The sequence below is a fragment of the Agrobacterium tumefaciens genome, assembly GCF_005221325.1.
Taxonomy (GTDB): domain Bacteria; phylum Pseudomonadota; class Alphaproteobacteria; order Rhizobiales; family Rhizobiaceae; genus Agrobacterium.
Genome location: NZ_CP039889.1, coordinates 786,703 through 803,062, shown reverse-complemented (window position 1 = coordinate 803,062; position 16,360 = coordinate 786,703). Strand labels below are relative to the sequence as shown.

The following is a 16,360-nucleotide window of genomic DNA, read 5'->3' as shown; positions in this document are numbered from 1 at the left end:
AGGGGAGAGATGCATGTCGGGTGAAAAAACGGTGCGGGATTGGCTCCAGCTTGCCGAAAAGGAGCTGAAGCGGTCACCGGAAACACTCGTCTGGCACACGCCTGAAGGTATCGAGGTCAAGCCGCTCTATACGGTTGACGACCTGCAAGGTGTTTCGCATCTCGAAAGCCTGCCGGGTTTTGCGCCCTTCACGCGCGGCCCGCGCGCCACCATGTATGCCGGACGGCCCTGGACTATCAGGCAATATGCCGGGTTTTCCACCGCCGAAGCCTCCAACGCCTTTTACCGCAAGGCGCTCGCCGCCGGCCAGCAGGGTGTTTCCGTGGCCTTCGATCTCGCCACCCATCGCGGTTATGATAGCGACCATCCGCGCGTGGAGGGTGATGTCGGTAAGGCGGGTGTGGCGATCGACAGCGTCGATGACATGAAAATCCTGTTCGACGGCATTCCCCTCGAAAAAGTCTCGGTATCGATGACCATGAATGGCGCGGTCGTTCCCGTGCTCGCCAATTTCATCGTTGCGGGGGAGGAGCAGGGCGTTTCGCGCGCTGCGCTTTCCGGCACCATTCAGAACGACATCCTCAAGGAGTTCATGGTCCGCAACACCTATATCTATCCGCCCGAACCCTCGATGCGGATCATTGCCGACATCATCGAATATACGGCGAAGGAGATGCCGAAATTCAACTCCATTTCCATTTCCGGCTATCACATGCAGGAGGCGGGCGCGACGCTCGTACAGGAACTGGCCTTCACTCTGGCGGACGGCCGGGAATATGTACGGGCGGCCCTTGCCAAGGGGCTGAATGTCGATGACTTCGCCGGCCGCCTGTCGTTCTTCTTCGCCATCGGCATGAATTTCTTCATGGAGGCGGCCAAGCTGCGCGCCGCGCGCCTGCTTTGGTCGCGGATCATGGAGGAATTCAAGCCGCAAAAGGCGTCATCGCTGATGCTGCGCACCCATTGCCAGACATCGGGTGTCTCTCTGCAGGAGCAGGACCCCTATAACAACATCGTCCGCACCGCCTTCGAGGCTATGTCCGCCGTGCTCGGCGGCACGCAGTCGCTGCACACCAATTCCTTCGATGAGGCGATTGCCCTGCCGACGGAATTTTCCGCCCGCATTGCCCGTAATACCCAGCTTATCCTCCAGCATGAAACCGGCGTCACCAAGGTCGTCGATCCGCTGGCTGGTTCCTATTATGTCGAAAGCCTGACCGATGATCTGGCGCAAAAGGCGTGGGCGTTGATCGAGGAAGTCGAGACGCTTGGCGGCATGACCAAGGCGGTGGCCGAAGGCCTGCCGAAACGGCTGATCGAGGAGGCCGCAACACGCCGGCAGGCGGCGGTGGACAAGGGCGAGGAGGTGATCGTCGGCGTCAACCGTTACCGGCTGGAAACGGAAGAGGATATCGATGTTCTCGATATCGATAACGCCGCTGTGCGCGCCGCACAGATCCGCCGCATCGAAGACACGCGCCGCCGCCGCGATGGCAAGGACGTGACCGCCGCTTTGCAGGCGCTTTCGGAAGTGGCCCGCAGCGGCAAGGGCAATATTCTGCAAGCCGCCGTCGTCGCCGCCCGCGCCCGCGCCACTGTCGGCGAGATTTCCGACGCGCTGCGCCTGGCCTTCGGCGACCACGCCGCCGTGCCGGAAGTGGTGAGTGATATCTACGGCGAGGCTTACAAGGATGAGCCGGAGCTTGCCACGCTCTCCGCCCGTCTCTCCGGCGTCGCGGAAAGGATTGGTAAGAAGCCGCGTATCATGGTCGCCAAGCTCGGGCAGGACGGGCACGATCGCGGCGCGAAGGTCATCGCCTCCGCTTTCGGTGATATCGGTTTCGATGTGCTGGCCGGGCCGCTGTTTCAGACGCCAGCGGAAGCGGCCGATCTCGCCGTTCGGAACAAGGTGCATGTGGTCGGCATGTCGTCGCTCGCCGCGGGTCACAAGACCCTTGCGCCGCAGCTGGTCGAGGCGCTGAAACAAAAGGGTGCGGAAGACATCATCGTCGTGGTCGGTGGGGTCATTCCACGTCAGGATTATCAGTTCCTGCTCGATCACGGTGTCGCCGCTATCTTCGGCCCCGGCACCAATGTCATGGATGCGGCCAACAAGGTGCTCGACCTGCTCGAGGGCATCAGGCGAAATGCGTGAGGGGTCGGCAAGCATGTTCGGAAGATTGAACCACGTCGCCCTTGCCGTGCCCGATCTCGATGCCGCCGTTTCGCGATACAGGGCGCTCGGTGCACAGGTTTCCGAGCCGCAATCGCTGCCGGAACATGGCGTGACGGTGGTGTTCATTCAGGCTGATAACACCAAGGTCGAACTTCTTCACCCCCTCGGGGAAAAATCGCCGATTGCCGCTTTTCTCGAACGGAATCCGGGCGGCGGCACGCATCATCTCTGTTTCGAGGTGCCGGATATTCTGGCGGCCCGCGACGATCTCCGCAAAAAAGGGGTTCGTATCCTCGGCGATGGCGAACCGAAGATTGGTGCACATGGCAATCCAGTCCTTTTCCTGCATCCGAAGGATATGGGCGGCGTGCTTTACGAGCTTGAGCAGGTTTCTCAGACACACGGCTGAAGCATAAATCTCTCCTAGGAGACTGACCCTGTGAGGCACCGCTCACGGCGGCGCTTTCGCCTTGTGCCTTCGTGGTTCGTTTGTTTTCTTTTGACATTCGTTTTGTTTTCGTTTTTATGTAATCGTCTTTCCATAAAGGGTTCTTCCCTTGCATTGTCGCGGAGGCTTCATGTCCGGCGAAAACAACATTTTCGATCTTTTTGTCATCGGCGGCGGCATCAATGGCTGCGGCATTGCCCGCGATGCGGTGGGCAGGGGTTATTCCGTGGCGCTTGCGGAAAAGGGCGATTTTGCCTCGGGCACCTCTTCTGCGGCCACCAAGCTCATCCATGGCGGCCTGCGTTATCTCGAACATTACGAATTCCGCCTCGTGCGCGAAGCGCTGATGGAGCGGGAAATTCTGTGGGCCATGGCGCCGCATGTCATCTGGCCCATGCGTTTCGTTCTGCCCATGCAGCAGGGCGGTGTGCGTCCGTCATGGATGGTCCGGCTCGGCTTATTTCTTTATGACAATCTCGGCGGCCGCAAGCTTTTGCCGCCGACGCGCACGCTCGATCTTCGCAAGGACCCGGCAGGCAAACCGTTGAAGCCTGTTTTCGCCAAGGCTTTCGAATATTCCGATGGCTGGGTGGATGATGCGCGTTTCGTAGTTCTCAATGCACGCGATGCGGCGGATCGCGGCGCGACGATCATGAACCGCACACGGGTCGTTTCGGCGCGGCGCGAAGGTGGGCTTTGGCTCATCGAGACGCTGGACGAAAAAACCGGCCGGCCGGCCACGCATAGGGCCCGCATGCTGGTCAATGCTGCCGGCCCGTGGGTTGACAACGTGCTTTCCGGCGTCTTCGGGCGCAAGGATGTTCATAATGTCCGGCTCGTGCAGGGCAGCCACATCATCGTGCGTAAAAAATTTTCCGATCCGCGCGCCTATTTCTTCCAGAACCCCGATAACCGCATCATCTTCGCCATTCCCTATGAGCGGGATTTCACGCTGATCGGCACCACGGATCGCGACTACAAGGGCGATCCGGCCAAGGTGCGTATCTCTGAGGAAGAGATTTCCTATCTGTGCAATGCGGCCAGCGACTATTTCAGCGAGCCGGTGCGCCCGGAAGATATCGTCTGGACCTATTCCGGCGTGCGGCCGCTGTTCGACGATGGCGCCTCGAAAGCGCAGGAAGCCACCCGCGATTACGTGCTGAAGGTCGAAGAAGCCGAAGGCGAAGCGCCGCTCCTCAATATTTTCGGCGGCAAGCTCACTACCTATCGGCGGCTGGCGGAACATGCGCTGGAAAAGATCGGCACGGCAATCGGCGAAAAGGGCAAGCCGTGGACGGCGGGTTCCCACCTGCCGGGCGGTGATTTCGGCGTGCAGCGATTTGACGCGCAGGTGAAGACGCTTCTCCCGCATTATCCCTTCCTGGACGAACGCCATGCCGAACGCCTCGTCAAAAACTACGGCACGAAGGCAGCGGACCTGCTCGGAACCGCCACCAATATTTCCGACCTCGGCCGGCATTTCGGCGGCACGCTTTACGAATGCGAAGTGCTCTGGCTGGTGGAGAATGAATGGGCCTTTTCGGCCGAGGATATCCTCTGGCGCCGCACGAAACAGGGCCTGCGTCTGAGCAAGGACGAAGCTGCCGCTCTTGACGAATTCGTGGCGATGCTGACAGGCGTCAGGGAAAAGCCGGAAGCCATGGCGCAGCGGGCCTGAGCACCCGCCGATCGCCCTCTCAGCTTCCCGAATTCCGCACCGGCTTCTGAGCGCCTTCGGCGCTCAGAACATAATCGTCGGCGGCGGAAAGCGCGTGTTCCATGTGGCCTTCGAACACCAGTTCCGGTTCGTTGGGCGCGATGGCGATTTTTGGCATGCCGCCGAAACGGACGGCCTGCGATTGCGCAAGCCCGTCGCGCAGGCCGCTTTCCAGAAGATCGAAATAACGTGTGCCGGGGCCGGTGATGAAAACCGGCATGTGGCCATGCAGGCTGAACAGGCGTGAAAGGCCGTTGCCGAGCGCAAGCCCTGCGGTGCGGAAGGCTAAGCGCGCCATGCGCGCGCCAGCGCGGGCTGAAGCGGCGATCTTGTCCACCTCGGCGACAGGTACGAATTTTGCCGGCTCGGCCTGTGGCGGGGCTTCGAAAGCCGAGCGCAGGATCGCGTAGAAGCCTGAATAGGCCTCGATACAGCCTCTGGTGCCGCAGCGGCATAAAGCGCCGTCGGCGAGGTGCAGCATATGGCCGAAATTGGGGGCGCTGACTTCGATTGCGCCGCCTCCGGAGCGGGCAATGCCGAGGCCGATGCTGTGGCCGAGCGACAGGGTGACGAGTGCATCCGGCGCTGCCTCATCTTTCGCATGTTCCCGCATCCAGATGGCCTTGGCGGCAAGCAGGGTTTCATTGTTCAGCGTCACGCGCGTGCGCTCGTCCCCGGATATCAGCTGCTGGAAATCAATCCTTTCATTACCGAGAACGGGCGACCAGAGAAGCGTCGCCGTTGCCGCATCCACCAGTCCCTTGCTGCTGATCGAGACCTGCAGGATATGGTGTCGGTCGATGCGTGAGCGATCGGCAAGCCTCGCAAGGCCGGCGAGGATCGCACCGCCGAACCTGCCTTTCTCAGCCGTTATCCTCTGCTCAGTGAAACGGTCCACCAGCTTGCCGGCATAATCGACCAGCGAATATTGCACGCTGTCGGACGAGATGATGATGATGGCGACGTGGCAGAAGGCGCCATCCGGCGCGAAGAGAATGCGCGGTCGTCCACGGCCTGCAGCGGCGATCTGTTCCTTGCGCAGAATGAGGCCGGTCCGTTCCAGATCGGTGGTGATGACGGAGACGGTGGCGGAGGCAAGCCCGGTGAAGGACGACATGTCCGTGTGGGACAGGCTGCCGTGCAGGCGCAGCGCCGCCATCACCGACAGGCTGTTTTTCTGGCGCACCAGTTCCGTGCTTGCAATGGCGGACATGGGCTGGGGCATGCTCCCTGAACGGCTTTTTTCCTGTCGTGCTTATCCTCTCTGATGGCGCATACCACGAAAAGGATCAAGGCACCCGGATGCTGCCCGCAGCCGTTGTTGACAGCATGGGGAATCTCTGACATTAATTTTCTCGACTGTCGAGAAAATTGTGAAGCCACAGAGACCGGCAGCTTTTTCCGGGCGTTTTCCCTGCATGGAGGTGCAGGCTTCGCCCTTACCGGGAGGACATCATGAATTCATTTGCCAAGCTTTTGGCGGGTACGGCCGTACTCGTTTCCCTGCATACTGCTGCCATCGCGGCTGATCTCGTCGTGGGCGTTTCCTGGTCGAATTTCCAGGAAGAACGCTGGAAGACGGATGAGGCGGCCATCAAGTCTGCACTCGACACGGCCGGTGCGAAATACATCTCCGCCGATGCGCAATCGTCTGCCGCAAAGCAGCTGACCGACGTGGAATCGCTGATTTCCCAGGGCGCCAACGCGCTGATCATCCTGGCGCAGGACAGCGACGCGATTGGCCCGGCCGTTGAGAAGGCCGTTGCCGAGGGTATTCCGGTTGTCGGTTACGATCGCCTGATCGAAAACAAGAACGCCTTCTACATCACCTTCGACAACAAGGAGGTCGGTCGCCTTCAGGCAGCCGAAGTCTTCAAGGTCAAGCCGGAAGGCAATTACGTCTTCATCAAGGGTTCGTCTTCCGACCCGAATGCGGACTTTCTTTTTGCCGGACAGCAGGAAGTGCTGAAGGCCGCCGTCGATGCGGGCAAGATCAAGAATGTCGGCGAAGCCTATACTGATGGCTGGAAGCCGGAAAATGCCCAGAAGAACATGGAACAGTTCCTGACCAAGAATAACAACAAGGTCGATGCGGTTGTCGCTTCGAACGACGGCACGGCCGGTGGTGCAATCGCCGCTCTTGCCGCACAGGGCATGGCGGGTTCGGTTCCCGTGTCCGGTCAGGATGCTGACTTTGCCGCTCTCAACCGCGTCGCACTCGGCACGCAGACGGTATCCGTCTGGAAGGACAGCCGTGAACTCGGCAAGGAAGCGGCCGGCATTGCGCTTTCACTGGCCGGTGGCAAGAAGATGACCGAGATCAAGGGCGTCACCGCCTTTGATGGTGGTCCGAAGAAGGTCACGATGCAATCGGTCTTCCTCAAGCCGATCGCCATCACCAAGGACAATCTCGGCACTGTCATCGACGCCGGCTGGATCAAGAAGGAAACGGCCTGCCAGGGTGTGAAGGCCGGATCCGTCAAGGCTTGCAACTGAGACCGGTAGGTTGATGTTTGGGCGCCGCGTCACGGCATGTGGCGCGGCGCCTTTCAGATGTAAGGAGGACCGGCAGTCCATGGCCGACATGACACAATCCAATTCCACAGCGTCCCCCAAGACGGAAAAGACGAGCTCGATTTCGCGTTTCATCAACGCCACGGAGCTTGATACCCGACTGCTCGGCATGGTCGGCGCGCTTCTTCTGATCTGGATCGGTTTCCACATTCTCTCGGGCGGGCTGTTCCTGACGCCGAGAAACCTCTGGAACCTCTCCGTCCAGACCGCTTCCGTTGCCGTGATGGCCACAGGCATGGTGCTTGTCATCGTTACCCGCAACATCGATCTGTCGGTCGGGTCAATCCTCGGTTTTTCCGGCATGATCATGGGTGTCATGCAGGCGGAAATCCTGCCGCAGCTCCTCGGCTTTGAACATTGGGCGACATGGATCGTCACGCTTCTGGTCGGCATTCTCGTCGGCGGTGCCATCGGCATGCTGCAGGGCTCGATCATCGCCTTCCTCAACGTGCCGTCCTTCATCGTCACGCTCGGCGGCCTGCTTGTCTGGCGCGGCGGCACCTGGTTTGTCACCAGCGGTCGCACCGTGGCGCCAATGGATTCCACCTTCCGCCTGATGGGTGGTGGCACCAGCGGCTCGATCGGCGCGACATGGAGCTGGATCGCAGCCATTGTCGCCTGCGTCGCCATCGTGGCGGCAATCCTCAATTCCCGCCACCAGCGCCGCCGTTTCGGTTTCCCGCTGCGGCCGGTCTGGGCGGAATATTTCCTGGTGGCGCTCGGCTGCTTTGTCGTCATCGGTTTCGTGGCTGTCGTCAATAGCTACCCCTGGCCGATCAACATCGCCCGCAACTATGCCGATGCCAATGGCCTCGCCTGGCCGGATGGCGGCCTGTTCATTCCGCACGGCATTGCCATTCCGGTGCTGATGGCTCTCGCCGTCGGTGCTGTCATGACCTTCATCGCGACAAGGCTGCGCTTTGGCCGCTATGTCTTTGCCATTGGCGGTAATCCGGAAGCGGCGGAACTCGCCGGCATCAAGACCCGCTGGGTCACGGTGAAGATTTTCACGCTGATGGGCGTTCTGTGCGCCATCGCCGCGGCAATCTCGACGGCCCGCCTCAACGCGGCCACCAATGCCCAGGGTGAACTGGACGAACTTTATACGATCGCGGCGGCGGTCATCGGCGGCACCTCGCTTGCCGGCGGCGTCGGCACCATAGCGGGCGCGATGCTCGGCGCGCTCGTCATGCAATCGCTGCAATCCGGCATGGTGCTTGTGGGCATCGATACGCCCTTCCAGCGCATCGTCGTTGGTGTGGTTCTGGTCGTCGCCGTCTGGCTCGACACCATCTACCGCGCCCGCGCCAAGTAAAAACCGAGGAGAACCCCAATGACGGACCAAGTCACGCCCCTCGTGGAAATGCGCAATATTTCCATTTCCTTCGGCGGTATCCATGCGGTGGAAAACGCCTCAGTCGATCTTTTCCCCGGTGAGGTTGTCGCCCTTCTCGGCCACAACGGCGCAGGCAAATCGACGCTCATCAAGATATTGTCCGGCGCATACCGGCGGGATGGAGGAGAAATCCTCATCAATGGCGAGGATGCGGATATTCGAAATCCCCGCGACGCCAAGAAATACGGCATCGAAACCATCTACCAGACGCTGGCAGTGGCCGATAATGTCGATGCGGCGGCCAATCTTTATCTCGGCCGTGAGCTGAAGACGAAATGGGGCACGCTTGATGATGTCGCCATGGAAGCCTCGGCCCGCGAGGTGATGGGACGCCTCAACCCCAATTTCCGGCGGTTCAAGGAGCCGGTGAAGGCGCTCTCGGGTGGTCAGCGCCAGTCTGTCGCCATTGCCCGCGCTATCCTGTTCGATGCCCGCATCCTCATCATGGACGAGCCGACGGCGGCTCTCGGGCCGCAGGAAACGGCGCAGGTCGGCGATCTCGTCAAGGAGCTGAAACGGCAGGGCATCGGCATCTTCCTCATCAGCCACGATATCCATGACGTCTTCGATCTGGCCGACCGGGTCTTCGTCATGAAAAACGGCAAGGTCGTCGGCCATGCCCGCACGGAAGACGTGACGAAGGACGAGGTCCTCGGCATGATCATTCTGGGCAAGGTGCCGGCAGGTGCGGTGGCGGGGCCGGGTGCGGTCGTCTCCTGACGACAGGATTTGGCAGTCTTCACGTCCAATATAAATCGAGGCCCGGTAAAAACCGGGCCTCGACAAACGCTAGGAACAAAAGTTCTTGGGGTTGATTATAAAATATGTGCGTCCGGTGTGTTTCAGCCCAGCCGGAACCGCAGACGAAAAATGTCTGCGGCTCTGCGCAATTGCAGACGCGGTCTCTTTAACTCGGTTATTTAATGTAGTTCGGCGTGTGCGAAACCGCTGCCATTCATCTCTGCGCCTGCCTGTGGCAAACCATGCTGATTGATGTCCTGGGCCAGCGACAACAATGCCATTTCCAGGAAATAGGTCGACATGCCGAGTTCCAGAGATTTGGAGCGCTGGCAGAGATAGGACACCATCCGCCCGAGCGCCAGAATCTCGTCCGCATTATCCTGTTCAACTATTGCTGTGGTAGACGCCACCATGATTCCCTCTCGACAGTCGACAGTATGAAACGCGTTGATACCGCGTTGATCATTTTCGACCATATCGAGCGTCACGCGAGCGTCACACCTGCGTCAATCGTCGCTTTTGTCGATCGGCGTGCCGGCATTTTCCGCCGTTTCGCTCGCTGCGAGCGATGTCACGAGGGCAACGATGCTTCTGCGCACGGTCGCGCTCTTGATGCGCGAAAAGGCCTGATTGAGCGAAAAACCTTCATTCGAGGCCACGAAAGTCTGCATGGCATTGATGGTGCCAAGCGCCGGGTTGGCGGCTCCGCCATCGGGCGTGGCATTGGCGAACAGAGAGCTGACCTCGACGCCGAGGATCGACGCGATGGCCTGCAGACGGGACGCGCCGACGCGGTTGGCGCCTTTTTCATACTTCTGGACCTGCTGGAAGGTGATGCCCAATCGCCCGGCCAGCGCACTCTGACTCATGCCGAGCGATTTGCGGCGCATTCGGATTTGTGTGCCCACATGGACATCAATCGGGCTGGGTAGTTTGGCTTGCATTACAAATTCCTCCTGTGTGAGGTTTTTAAATTCGATGATTATCAATTAATATTGTTGAAGGTATACATTCAATACAATTTCCACGGGTATTGTGAAGCTTTATTGACGAAACGGCATGGATTTCCATTCATAATCTTGTGTCCGGATCTCGATCTATAATCTTTATTGCGCAGCGCAACGCGCCGTTGCGGCTTGAAAGGTGGCTCCATCCGGCCACGCCGATCGACTGAAAGCCCAATCCGTCCCAGATTTTCCGGTTCACCGCGTCGAACTCCTCAAGCGTTTCAGTATCGCCGAAATGCGGAATCCAGACGAATGGCCGTTTCTGACCGGAACGTATGACATTTTCAAGAACGACATTATTGTAAAGTCTGGGCAGGCATTTATTGGTATCGATAGCAGGCGCAAGCGGAATGGGGTTGCGTTCAATCGCAAAACCCTGCCGTGCGAGCGAGAGGGCCGAGGCGTCCAGTTTTCGTTTCAGCTCTTTTGCGGCGCGGACATTGCATCCGCCCTGCGCGACAGGATCGGCGACGAGCAGGAGCGGACTGCCACCACGTTCGAGACCGGTGACGGAAACGAACTGATCGACGTGGAAACCACACTGGTGCATCTTTCCCTCGATAGCTGTCGGGTCGACCTGTACCGCCAAGAGATCGAAAGGGAGATCGCCGAGGTCTTGCGGCCGATATCCGAAACTGTGGACGCTTCTGCCGTCGAATGCCTCAATTTTCTGCCGTCGGTGTGCGGGCGCGGCTGCTTGCCGTCCAATCCCGCTGTCATCCACAAGGCTGGAATGGCCTATCAGCCGAAAATCCGGGCCGAGAAGCTGGTTGCCGCCTGCCAGGGCGACGTCCGAATGCGTGACTGCTGCTCCGAGATGCTCGGCCAGACCAGCGCCGATACTATTTTCCGCCGCCAAGACAAGTTCCGGTGCAACTCCTCGTCCGCGATCACTTGCCCGCACATGGAACATGTCCTGTATCCACGGATGCGGGATATTGCAGTTTCCAGAAAGGGGCACAAGTTCGCAGATGCAACGGATCGGCAGGCTGTCGAGCCAGTTTCGTGCCGGGGCAAGAGAGGCGTTATCGATCACGATAGCGGCAATAATATCCGAAGGCAGGGCCGAGAGCAGGTTACCGAACGGGATGAGCGGTGAAACTGTGTCCTCTACCCGGTTTTCAGCAAAAAAAGCAGCTGGCAACGCCAGCGCGACCGTGCGGATCAAACCGCCGCAATCGGGCACCAGCGACAGGGGACTAGCGGCGGTCACGACGCTTCGTCCCCAGCCACCCGTTGCGCCACCAATTGCTGGAAAAACAGGGTGTTCTGCAATTTCCATGATTGCGGCGGCGGTGATGGCAATGGCTCATCCTTAAGCACCGCCAGAAGTCTGGCCGCATCGTCTCGTTTGGCGGATACCGCGTGGGCGGCGAGCAGATTTACCGTTGCGGGGCCAAGCCCGGCTTCAGCGGTGATGGCGCGCCAGGTCCTGCGGGTAAAATGCAGGGTGCGGGCGGCAGAGGCCAGCGCGTCGTATTCTTCCGGGGTGATTGCATCACCGCAGGCGGCGAGCGTGGCCTCGGCATCGACCAGAGCGATCGTCAGCGGGCGGTAGCCGAGTTGAGCGGGCGCGTGGCTCACCGCCACGTCAGCATCGGAAACACGGTGGCCGTCGCGATAGGCCCCGAAGATGTCGCCTATGCCGATCATGCCGAAGGCTTCACATTCCGCCGCCCTCAGCGCACCCATGCTGGCGGCCCCGAAAACGGTGATACCGCTCGACAGTGCAAACAGGATTTCCTTGTGCCACACGGCGGCGCAATCGCCGTAGAGACCGTCGATCAACCCGATCGTTCGGGCACCTTGCCGCACCGCATCGAAAATATCACCGCAGGCAGCCGGTCCGCGACGATCGAGGCCGGAGAGATGTTCATTTGCAATGCCGTGGATGGACGGGCCTGCAAAAACCACTGGCTTCATCAAGCGCCTCCGAGATTTAACAGGTGATCGAGCGTGCGCGGCGAGATGCGTTGCAGGCCGCCGCCGGCCGGGGCGAGCCCGCTTGCCAGAACCCGGACGACATGCAGGCCGGAGACCTCCGTTTCCAGCGGAAAGACATGGATATCCTCGATGCCGCTGATGAAGAGGTGCTCCGCCAGCTGGCGCCATGGAGGCAGAGATACATCGATTTCTGGAAAGCCGAGATCGGCTGGCATCCGCCGTAGTGGCCGCGCGCCGGCGGTCGTGGGGTCCGATGTTGACAGGTCGCGCTGGTAGCGCAGCGGGGAGAGATCGTCCCTTGCACCGCTGATATCGGTCAGCCGCGACTGGATCGCCTCCAGCAGTGCGGCCATGGCGGCCGCATGGGCGCTCGGGCGGCAGGCGGCACCCGCGGCGCTGCGGGTCGCTGGACCGTCCTCAGCCTGAAGCGATCGGGGCAGGCTCGCCATCACCACCGGCACGCCGAGAGTATTCGTTAGATCGAAGAAGGAGGGCGGCAGGCCGATATTCGAAAGACGCTGAACGAGATCGTCCAGCGACGGGTCCATTCCTGCCGGAAGGAGAAACGGTTGTGGCGCGATGGCGCGTGTTTCGAACGTATCAACGAGAAAGCTGGCGTCGTTTTCAATAAGTTCGAGCAGGGCATGGAAAACCGCATGGTCATGGTCGAACCCTGCCGCGAGCCCTTGCGAACTCATGCGGAAGGCCTGCCGGTCCCATGGAAAATCCACGCGGAAATCCATGCCGATGAGTTCATAAGGGGCAAAGACCCCCTGCTGCCGGCGAATGGACGTGCCCTTCACCCAGGCGCGTTCCTTGCGCGGATCCAGAGCGTCCGGATCGATCCGGCCGACGGTCTCGAAGGAAATGACGGGAACACCTTTGTTCCGCATCTCCTCGATGGAGCCGAAAGCGGCGACGTGTCTGCGGGTTTCTTCGGCAACCGCGCCTTCGATCGCCTCCATGATCGCCGCTAGCCGGGCCTGGTCGGCAACAAGCCCCTTGCCCTGCGAGACGGAGAGGCCGCGCGAATTAGGCCGGGCCGCAAACCAGACCGGGATGCCGATAATATCAAGGCCGGTCACATCGCCGACGCGGGTAATCCCGAACCGCCGAAGCAGTCCGGGATCGAAGAACGAAGCGTCTGCATGCCCTGAAGCCGCGGTCGCTGACATGGGAGCATCGGCGCCGGTCAAGGCAAGAGGGCCGCCATCAGCCTGCCGTGTTGCTGTCGTCGGCAAGGATGGCGTCGAACAGTTCGCCGGTGACGGAACCCGCCGGACCGACAGCCTTCAGGGCCGCTTCGATCGGTGCCTGCACCATGCGGTTGAAGTCCCAGCCGGCATCGACCACTTCGCCGATGAAGGCGAAATCGGCTTCGGAAACCACGGCGCCACCGGCAACGAGAGCCTCGATGCCCTGAATCTGCACCTGGTCAAGCTCTGTCTCCGGCGCGCCGTCCTGACGAACGAGCATGGATTTTGCAGCGGCTGCCACGCGGGCATAACCATCCACGCCCGGATGGCTGGCTTCATAAGCGGCGATCGTCTCATGCGATACCGATGCAACCCGAAGCGGAGCCGTGCGAATGAAAAGAACGCCAAAACCCTTTTTTCCGACAATGAAGAAATGCGAGGACATAATATCTCCTATTTGATCCCAGCTAATCGAAGTGCGTTATAGAATAGTTCATTCGCTATCGGGTCGCGGTCGGGAGACAGGCTGCTGATCTCCCTCGCCGTCATACCCGGATAGTTTTCCTGAAGCCTGCTGCCGCTTTCGCGGGCGGCGGCCAAATCGCCATGCAGCGCGTGGCTTGCGGTCAGAACGCGCAGCGCCGGTTCGTCATTTTCCATCCGCCCGCACAGTTCTACCGCCGTGCCGTAATCCTGCCGTTTGAACGCGATGCTGGCGCCTGCCCACCAATAGATATCAGGGGCTAGCGGGTTGAGGTCTATGGCCTGCTGAAACTTGTCCCAGGCGATTTCCGCCTCGCCAAAATGGGCGAGCGCATCGGCATGCTGCAGGAGAAGATCGGCGGAGTTGGGCGCGAGCGCCTCCGCCTCGAAGAATTTTTCGGCGGATATGTCGAAATCCCGCTGGTAGAGCGCCACGACGGCGCACATCCAGTGCCCGACGCCAAGCGCCGGATCGATCTCGACGGAGGCATCGGCCTCCGCCTTGGCGCGATGCAGCAGGTGGGGGTCATTGCCGCCCAGCATCAGCCATTCCAGCTGCAGGCTCTGTGCCACCCGGGCGCGGGCGACCGCAAGGCTGTGGTCGAGATCGACCGCCTTGCGGAACATCGAGCGGGCTCTCCTGAGAAGCGGCAGGTCGCATTTGCCGCGCAGAAGCTGCTGTCCCTCCAGCAATTGCCGGTAGGCTTCGCCGCTGTGGTTACGGTCGGGCTCCACCTGCAGCCGCTCGATTTCGCGGGCAAGTGCTGCCGCCACCTGTTTGGAGAGCAGCCGGAAGGCAGCGTGGATGTGCCGCTCGGTCAGCACCGCCTCCAGCGACCAGACGATTTCACCACTCGCATCCTCGATCAGCGCAACCGACATGCGGGCATCGTCGAAGACGGTGGAGATGATGCGGTAATCTGCCCGCAGCATGGCGTAGCTGTCGTCTACCCGGTCATGGGCCAGCGCAAAGGTGCTGTGCGGTGAAAGCACGGTGAAGGTGCGGTATCGGACGAGACTGTTGGCGACATCCTCGACAAAGGCATGCATGACCGTCGGGACCGGCTGCCCGTCGACCCGGGCCGGGCGAACGAATGCGACACGCGGTTTTGCCAGTGCTTTTCGGCGGCTACCCTCTTCGGGCTCCGCCGGGCCTGTTATCGTCGCGGCAAGACTCTGTATCCGCCGTTTCAGGGCCACGGTTTCCGCTTCAGGCGAACGGGCCTCCTGGCGAAGCTGCTCCATCAGAAGCTGATACATGCCTTCGCAGGCGCTGATGTTGCCTACGCGCGCATAGGCTGCCATGGCGGCCCGGTAGGTTTCTTCGCGCTCCGGCTCGATCTTGCAGGCGCATTCGGCCAGCCTGGCGATGTCGTTGGAACTCGCACGCCCGAACCGCGTCAATTCCTCCAGAAGCTGGGTATAGCTTGAAAAGAACAGGTCCTTGAGACGGCGGCGTTCCGAAAGCAGCCACAGGTAGAGATGATCCTGCCCGGCCTCCAGCCCCTCCAGCAGGTCGCCACCGAATTCCAGCAGGGCGTTGAGCCGCCGCATCGGGTCTTCGGCTCTTGCACCGGCCAGGAAGATGGCAAGATCGGTGCGCTGCGCCAGCGCTCCGGCCTTCAGATCGTTGCCTTCGGTCAGAAGGACGGCCTCATCCTCATTGGGAAGTTTCTGCAGGCGCAGGATGAGCTGTCGCAAATTGCCAAGCGCTCGTTTCTGCTCGACATTTTCCCACAGCAGCGATGCGGCGTGCTGGCGGGAAAGCGACTGGTTCGGTGCAAGGATCAGGGCGGCGGTGAGGGCAAATCCCTTGGACGGAAAAAAAGCGTCCCGCACCGCTTCACAGCGCGGGGTGCCAAATAGCCGGATCGGTATCAGTTCAGCGTTCCCAGCCACGTTCGTCCCCTCATGAAACATCATCTAACAACGTGCTCGGAAAATTGAAAGTCATCATAGCGTTCCATTTGACGCTGGTGTGACGCGATCTGCCTATTGTCGGAAACGGAAGAATGAACGACGGGCGGAAAACAGCGGATATGCGGCGGGCAGGCATCGGGAATTTTCGACAGTGATCGCGTTTAACGGAAGCTACATGGCGTTCGAGCCGCGTACCGAACCTTACCAGCGTGCCGACGATGTCGGTTATGCGGTCAGCGAATTCATGTGGTTCAAGGGCCGGCCTTTTTATCCGGTTTCGGCGCTTGTTCACGCTAAGGTCGCCCATGCCAGACTGTCGGTGGAAAAAGGCGATGAGGAAGACGAGGATAATCTCGATATTCTCTTTCGCATGCCGCTGGTGGCAGGCGGGCATTTTTTCGAGATCGTGCTGCGATCGAATGAAGGGACATCTTACGGCGGCTGGGTGTGGGGAGAAGAACTGGAAATCCTGAATGAATTCGTCAACGGCTACCGCGTTCTGGCGGGCAAGTTCGACGACAGGCTCATCCGGTTTGAATATTCCAGGCGGTTTCAGCGTTATCGGACGATCGAGCCGCTGCCGGTGGAAAAGTCCGTCTTCCTGATCCAGCGCGAGGCGAAACCTTACGCGGGCGGGCGCGGACTGCCGGGAAACCCGGCTCCCTGATCGCGGGGACGCCTTGCTTCAGCGGTGGCGCAAGGCGTGGAGAAATATATGGCGATCGGCGCGGCGGGGGCCGTGTATCGCGGCCTACCCG

Annotated in this window: 15 protein-coding genes; 7 read left to right on the top strand and 8 right to left on the bottom strand. The window is 60.4% G+C overall.

What is annotated here, in order from left to right:
• Positions 1 to 13: 13 nt before the first annotated feature.
• From scpA to CFBP5499_RS18565, 3 genes are all read left to right on the top strand, one after another.
• Entirely contained in the window at positions 14 to 2,155 is a 2,142-nt protein-coding gene (scpA, locus tag CFBP5499_RS18575) for a methylmalonyl-CoA mutase (RefSeq protein WP_080829442.1), read from the top strand.
• 13 nt (positions 2,156 to 2,168) lie between these two features.
• Positions 2,169 to 2,585 (top strand): methylmalonyl-CoA epimerase, encoded by a 417-nt coding sequence (gene mce / locus CFBP5499_RS18570; RefSeq protein WP_080829444.1) that lies wholly within the window; start codon positions 2,169 to 2,171, stop codon positions 2,583 to 2,585.
• Positions 2,586 to 2,754: 169 nt separating this feature from the next.
• On the top strand, positions 2,755 to 4,302 hold the full coding sequence (locus CFBP5499_RS18565) for a glycerol-3-phosphate dehydrogenase (RefSeq protein WP_080829446.1): 1,548 nt from the start codon (positions 2,755 to 2,757) through the stop codon (positions 4,300 to 4,302).
• Positions 4,303 to 4,321: 19 nt separating this feature from the next.
• Here CFBP5499_RS18565 and CFBP5499_RS18560 read toward each other — a convergent pair whose 3' ends face one another.
• Positions 4,322 to 5,554: an ROK family transcriptional regulator gene (locus CFBP5499_RS18560; RefSeq protein WP_175416824.1), complete on the bottom strand. Its 1,233-nt coding sequence runs from the start codon at positions 5,552 to 5,554 to the stop codon at positions 4,322 to 4,324.
• 242 nt (positions 5,555 to 5,796) lie between these two features.
• Between CFBP5499_RS18560 and xylF the strand changes: the two genes are divergently transcribed.
• From xylF to CFBP5499_RS18545, 3 genes are all read left to right on the top strand, one after another.
• Entirely contained in the window at positions 5,797 to 6,837 is a 1,041-nt protein-coding gene (gene xylF / locus CFBP5499_RS18555; RefSeq protein WP_080829450.1) for a D-xylose ABC transporter substrate-binding protein, read from the top strand.
• Positions 6,838 to 6,916: 79 nt separating this feature from the next.
• Positions 6,917 to 8,230 carry a sugar ABC transporter permease gene (locus CFBP5499_RS18550; protein ID WP_080829452.1) on the top strand — a complete coding sequence of 438 codons (1,314 nt, stop codon included), beginning with the start codon at positions 6,917 to 6,919 and terminating at the stop codon, positions 8,228 to 8,230.
• Between the two features lie 18 nt (positions 8,231 to 8,248).
• Positions 8,249 to 9,031 carry an ATP-binding cassette domain-containing protein gene (locus tag CFBP5499_RS18545; RefSeq protein WP_006315597.1) on the top strand — a complete coding sequence of 261 codons (783 nt, stop codon included), beginning with the start codon at positions 8,249 to 8,251 and terminating at the stop codon, positions 9,029 to 9,031.
• A gap of 200 nt (positions 9,032 to 9,231) precedes the next feature.
• Here CFBP5499_RS18545 and CFBP5499_RS18540 read toward each other — a convergent pair whose 3' ends face one another.
• The 7 genes from CFBP5499_RS18540 to CFBP5499_RS18510 all read right to left on the bottom strand — a co-directional run bounded on the left by CFBP5499_RS18540 (position 9,232) and on the right by CFBP5499_RS18510 (position 15,605).
• Entirely contained in the window at positions 9,232 to 9,465 is a 234-nt protein-coding gene (locus CFBP5499_RS18540) for a hypothetical protein (RefSeq protein WP_080829454.1), read from the bottom strand.
• Positions 9,466 to 9,558: 93 nt separating this feature from the next.
• Positions 9,559 to 9,996: a helix-turn-helix domain-containing protein gene (locus CFBP5499_RS18535; RefSeq protein WP_080829456.1), complete on the bottom strand. Its 438-nt coding sequence runs from the start codon at positions 9,994 to 9,996 to the stop codon at positions 9,559 to 9,561.
• A 127-nt stretch (positions 9,997 to 10,123) separates the two neighbouring features.
• Positions 10,124 to 11,272: a hypothetical protein gene (locus CFBP5499_RS18530; protein WP_080829458.1), complete on the bottom strand. Its 1,149-nt coding sequence runs from the start codon at positions 11,270 to 11,272 to the stop codon at positions 10,124 to 10,126.
• On the bottom strand, positions 11,269 to 11,982 hold the full coding sequence (locus tag CFBP5499_RS18525; RefSeq protein WP_080829460.1) for a TfuA-like protein: 714 nt from the start codon (positions 11,980 to 11,982) through the stop codon (positions 11,269 to 11,271). Before CFBP5499_RS18525 ends, CFBP5499_RS18530 begins: the two co-directional genes overlap by 4 nt.
• Positions 11,982 to 13,178, bottom strand: coding sequence for a YcaO-like family protein (locus tag CFBP5499_RS18520; protein WP_080830200.1), 1,197 nt, complete (start codon positions 13,176 to 13,178; stop codon positions 11,982 to 11,984). The genes CFBP5499_RS18525 and CFBP5499_RS18520 overlap by 1 nt, the downstream gene beginning before the upstream one ends.
• A gap of 37 nt (positions 13,179 to 13,215) precedes the next feature.
• The gene (locus CFBP5499_RS18515; protein WP_080829463.1) at positions 13,216 to 13,644 is read right to left on the bottom strand and encodes a hypothetical protein; all 429 of its coding nucleotides are present in this window, start codon (positions 13,642 to 13,644) and stop codon (positions 13,216 to 13,218) included.
• Between the two features lie 8 nt (positions 13,645 to 13,652).
• Positions 13,653 to 15,605: a BTAD domain-containing putative transcriptional regulator gene (locus CFBP5499_RS18510; protein WP_175416823.1), complete on the bottom strand. Its 1,953-nt coding sequence runs from the start codon at positions 15,603 to 15,605 to the stop codon at positions 13,653 to 13,655.
• A 172-nt stretch (positions 15,606 to 15,777) separates the two neighbouring features.
• Here CFBP5499_RS18510 and CFBP5499_RS18505 point away from each other — a divergent pair, with 172 nt between their 5' ends.
• The gene (locus CFBP5499_RS18505; RefSeq protein ID WP_080829464.1) at positions 15,778 to 16,269 is read left to right on the top strand and encodes a hypothetical protein; all 492 of its coding nucleotides are present in this window, start codon (positions 15,778 to 15,780) and stop codon (positions 16,267 to 16,269) included.
• Positions 16,270 to 16,360 lie beyond the last annotated feature (91 nt).

Bases quoted from the DNA above. Each gene is read 5' to 3' on its own strand.
- scpA (WP_080829442.1), top strand. From the start codon at position 14: ATGTCGGGTGAAAAAACGGTGCGGGATTGGCTCCAGCTTGCCGAAAAG.
- mce (WP_080829444.1), top strand. From the start codon at position 2,169: ATGTTCGGAAGATTGAACCACGTCGCCCTTGCCGTGCCCGATCTCGAT.
- CFBP5499_RS18565 (WP_080829446.1), top strand. From the start codon at position 2,755: ATGTCCGGCGAAAACAACATTTTCGATCTTTTTGTCATCGGCGGCGGC.
- CFBP5499_RS18560 (WP_175416824.1), bottom strand. From the start codon at position 5,554: ATGTCCGCCATTGCAAGCACGGAACTGGTGCGCCAGAAAAACAGCCTG.
- xylF (WP_080829450.1), top strand. From the start codon at position 5,797: ATGAATTCATTTGCCAAGCTTTTGGCGGGTACGGCCGTACTCGTTTCC.
- CFBP5499_RS18550 (WP_080829452.1), top strand. From the start codon at position 6,917: ATGGCCGACATGACACAATCCAATTCCACAGCGTCCCCCAAGACGGAA.
- CFBP5499_RS18545 (WP_006315597.1), top strand. From the start codon at position 8,249: ATGACGGACCAAGTCACGCCCCTCGTGGAAATGCGCAATATTTCCATT.
- CFBP5499_RS18540 (WP_080829454.1), bottom strand. From the start codon at position 9,465: ATGGTGGCGTCTACCACAGCAATAGTTGAACAGGATAATGCGGACGAG.
- CFBP5499_RS18535 (WP_080829456.1), bottom strand. From the start codon at position 9,996: ATGCAAGCCAAACTACCCAGCCCGATTGATGTCCATGTGGGCACACAA.
- CFBP5499_RS18525 (WP_080829460.1), bottom strand. From the start codon at position 11,982: ATGAAGCCAGTGGTTTTTGCAGGCCCGTCCATCCACGGCATTGCAAAT.
- CFBP5499_RS18520 (WP_080830200.1), bottom strand. From the start codon at position 13,178: ATGTCAGCGACCGCGGCTTCAGGGCATGCAGACGCTTCGTTCTTCGAT.
- CFBP5499_RS18515 (WP_080829463.1), bottom strand. From the start codon at position 13,644: ATGTCCTCGCATTTCTTCATTGTCGGAAAAAAGGGTTTTGGCGTTCTT.
- CFBP5499_RS18510 (WP_175416823.1), bottom strand. From the start codon at position 15,605: ATGATGTTTCATGAGGGGACGAACGTGGCTGGGAACGCTGAACTGATA.
- CFBP5499_RS18505 (WP_080829464.1), top strand. From the start codon at position 15,778: ATGGCGTTCGAGCCGCGTACCGAACCTTACCAGCGTGCCGACGATGTC.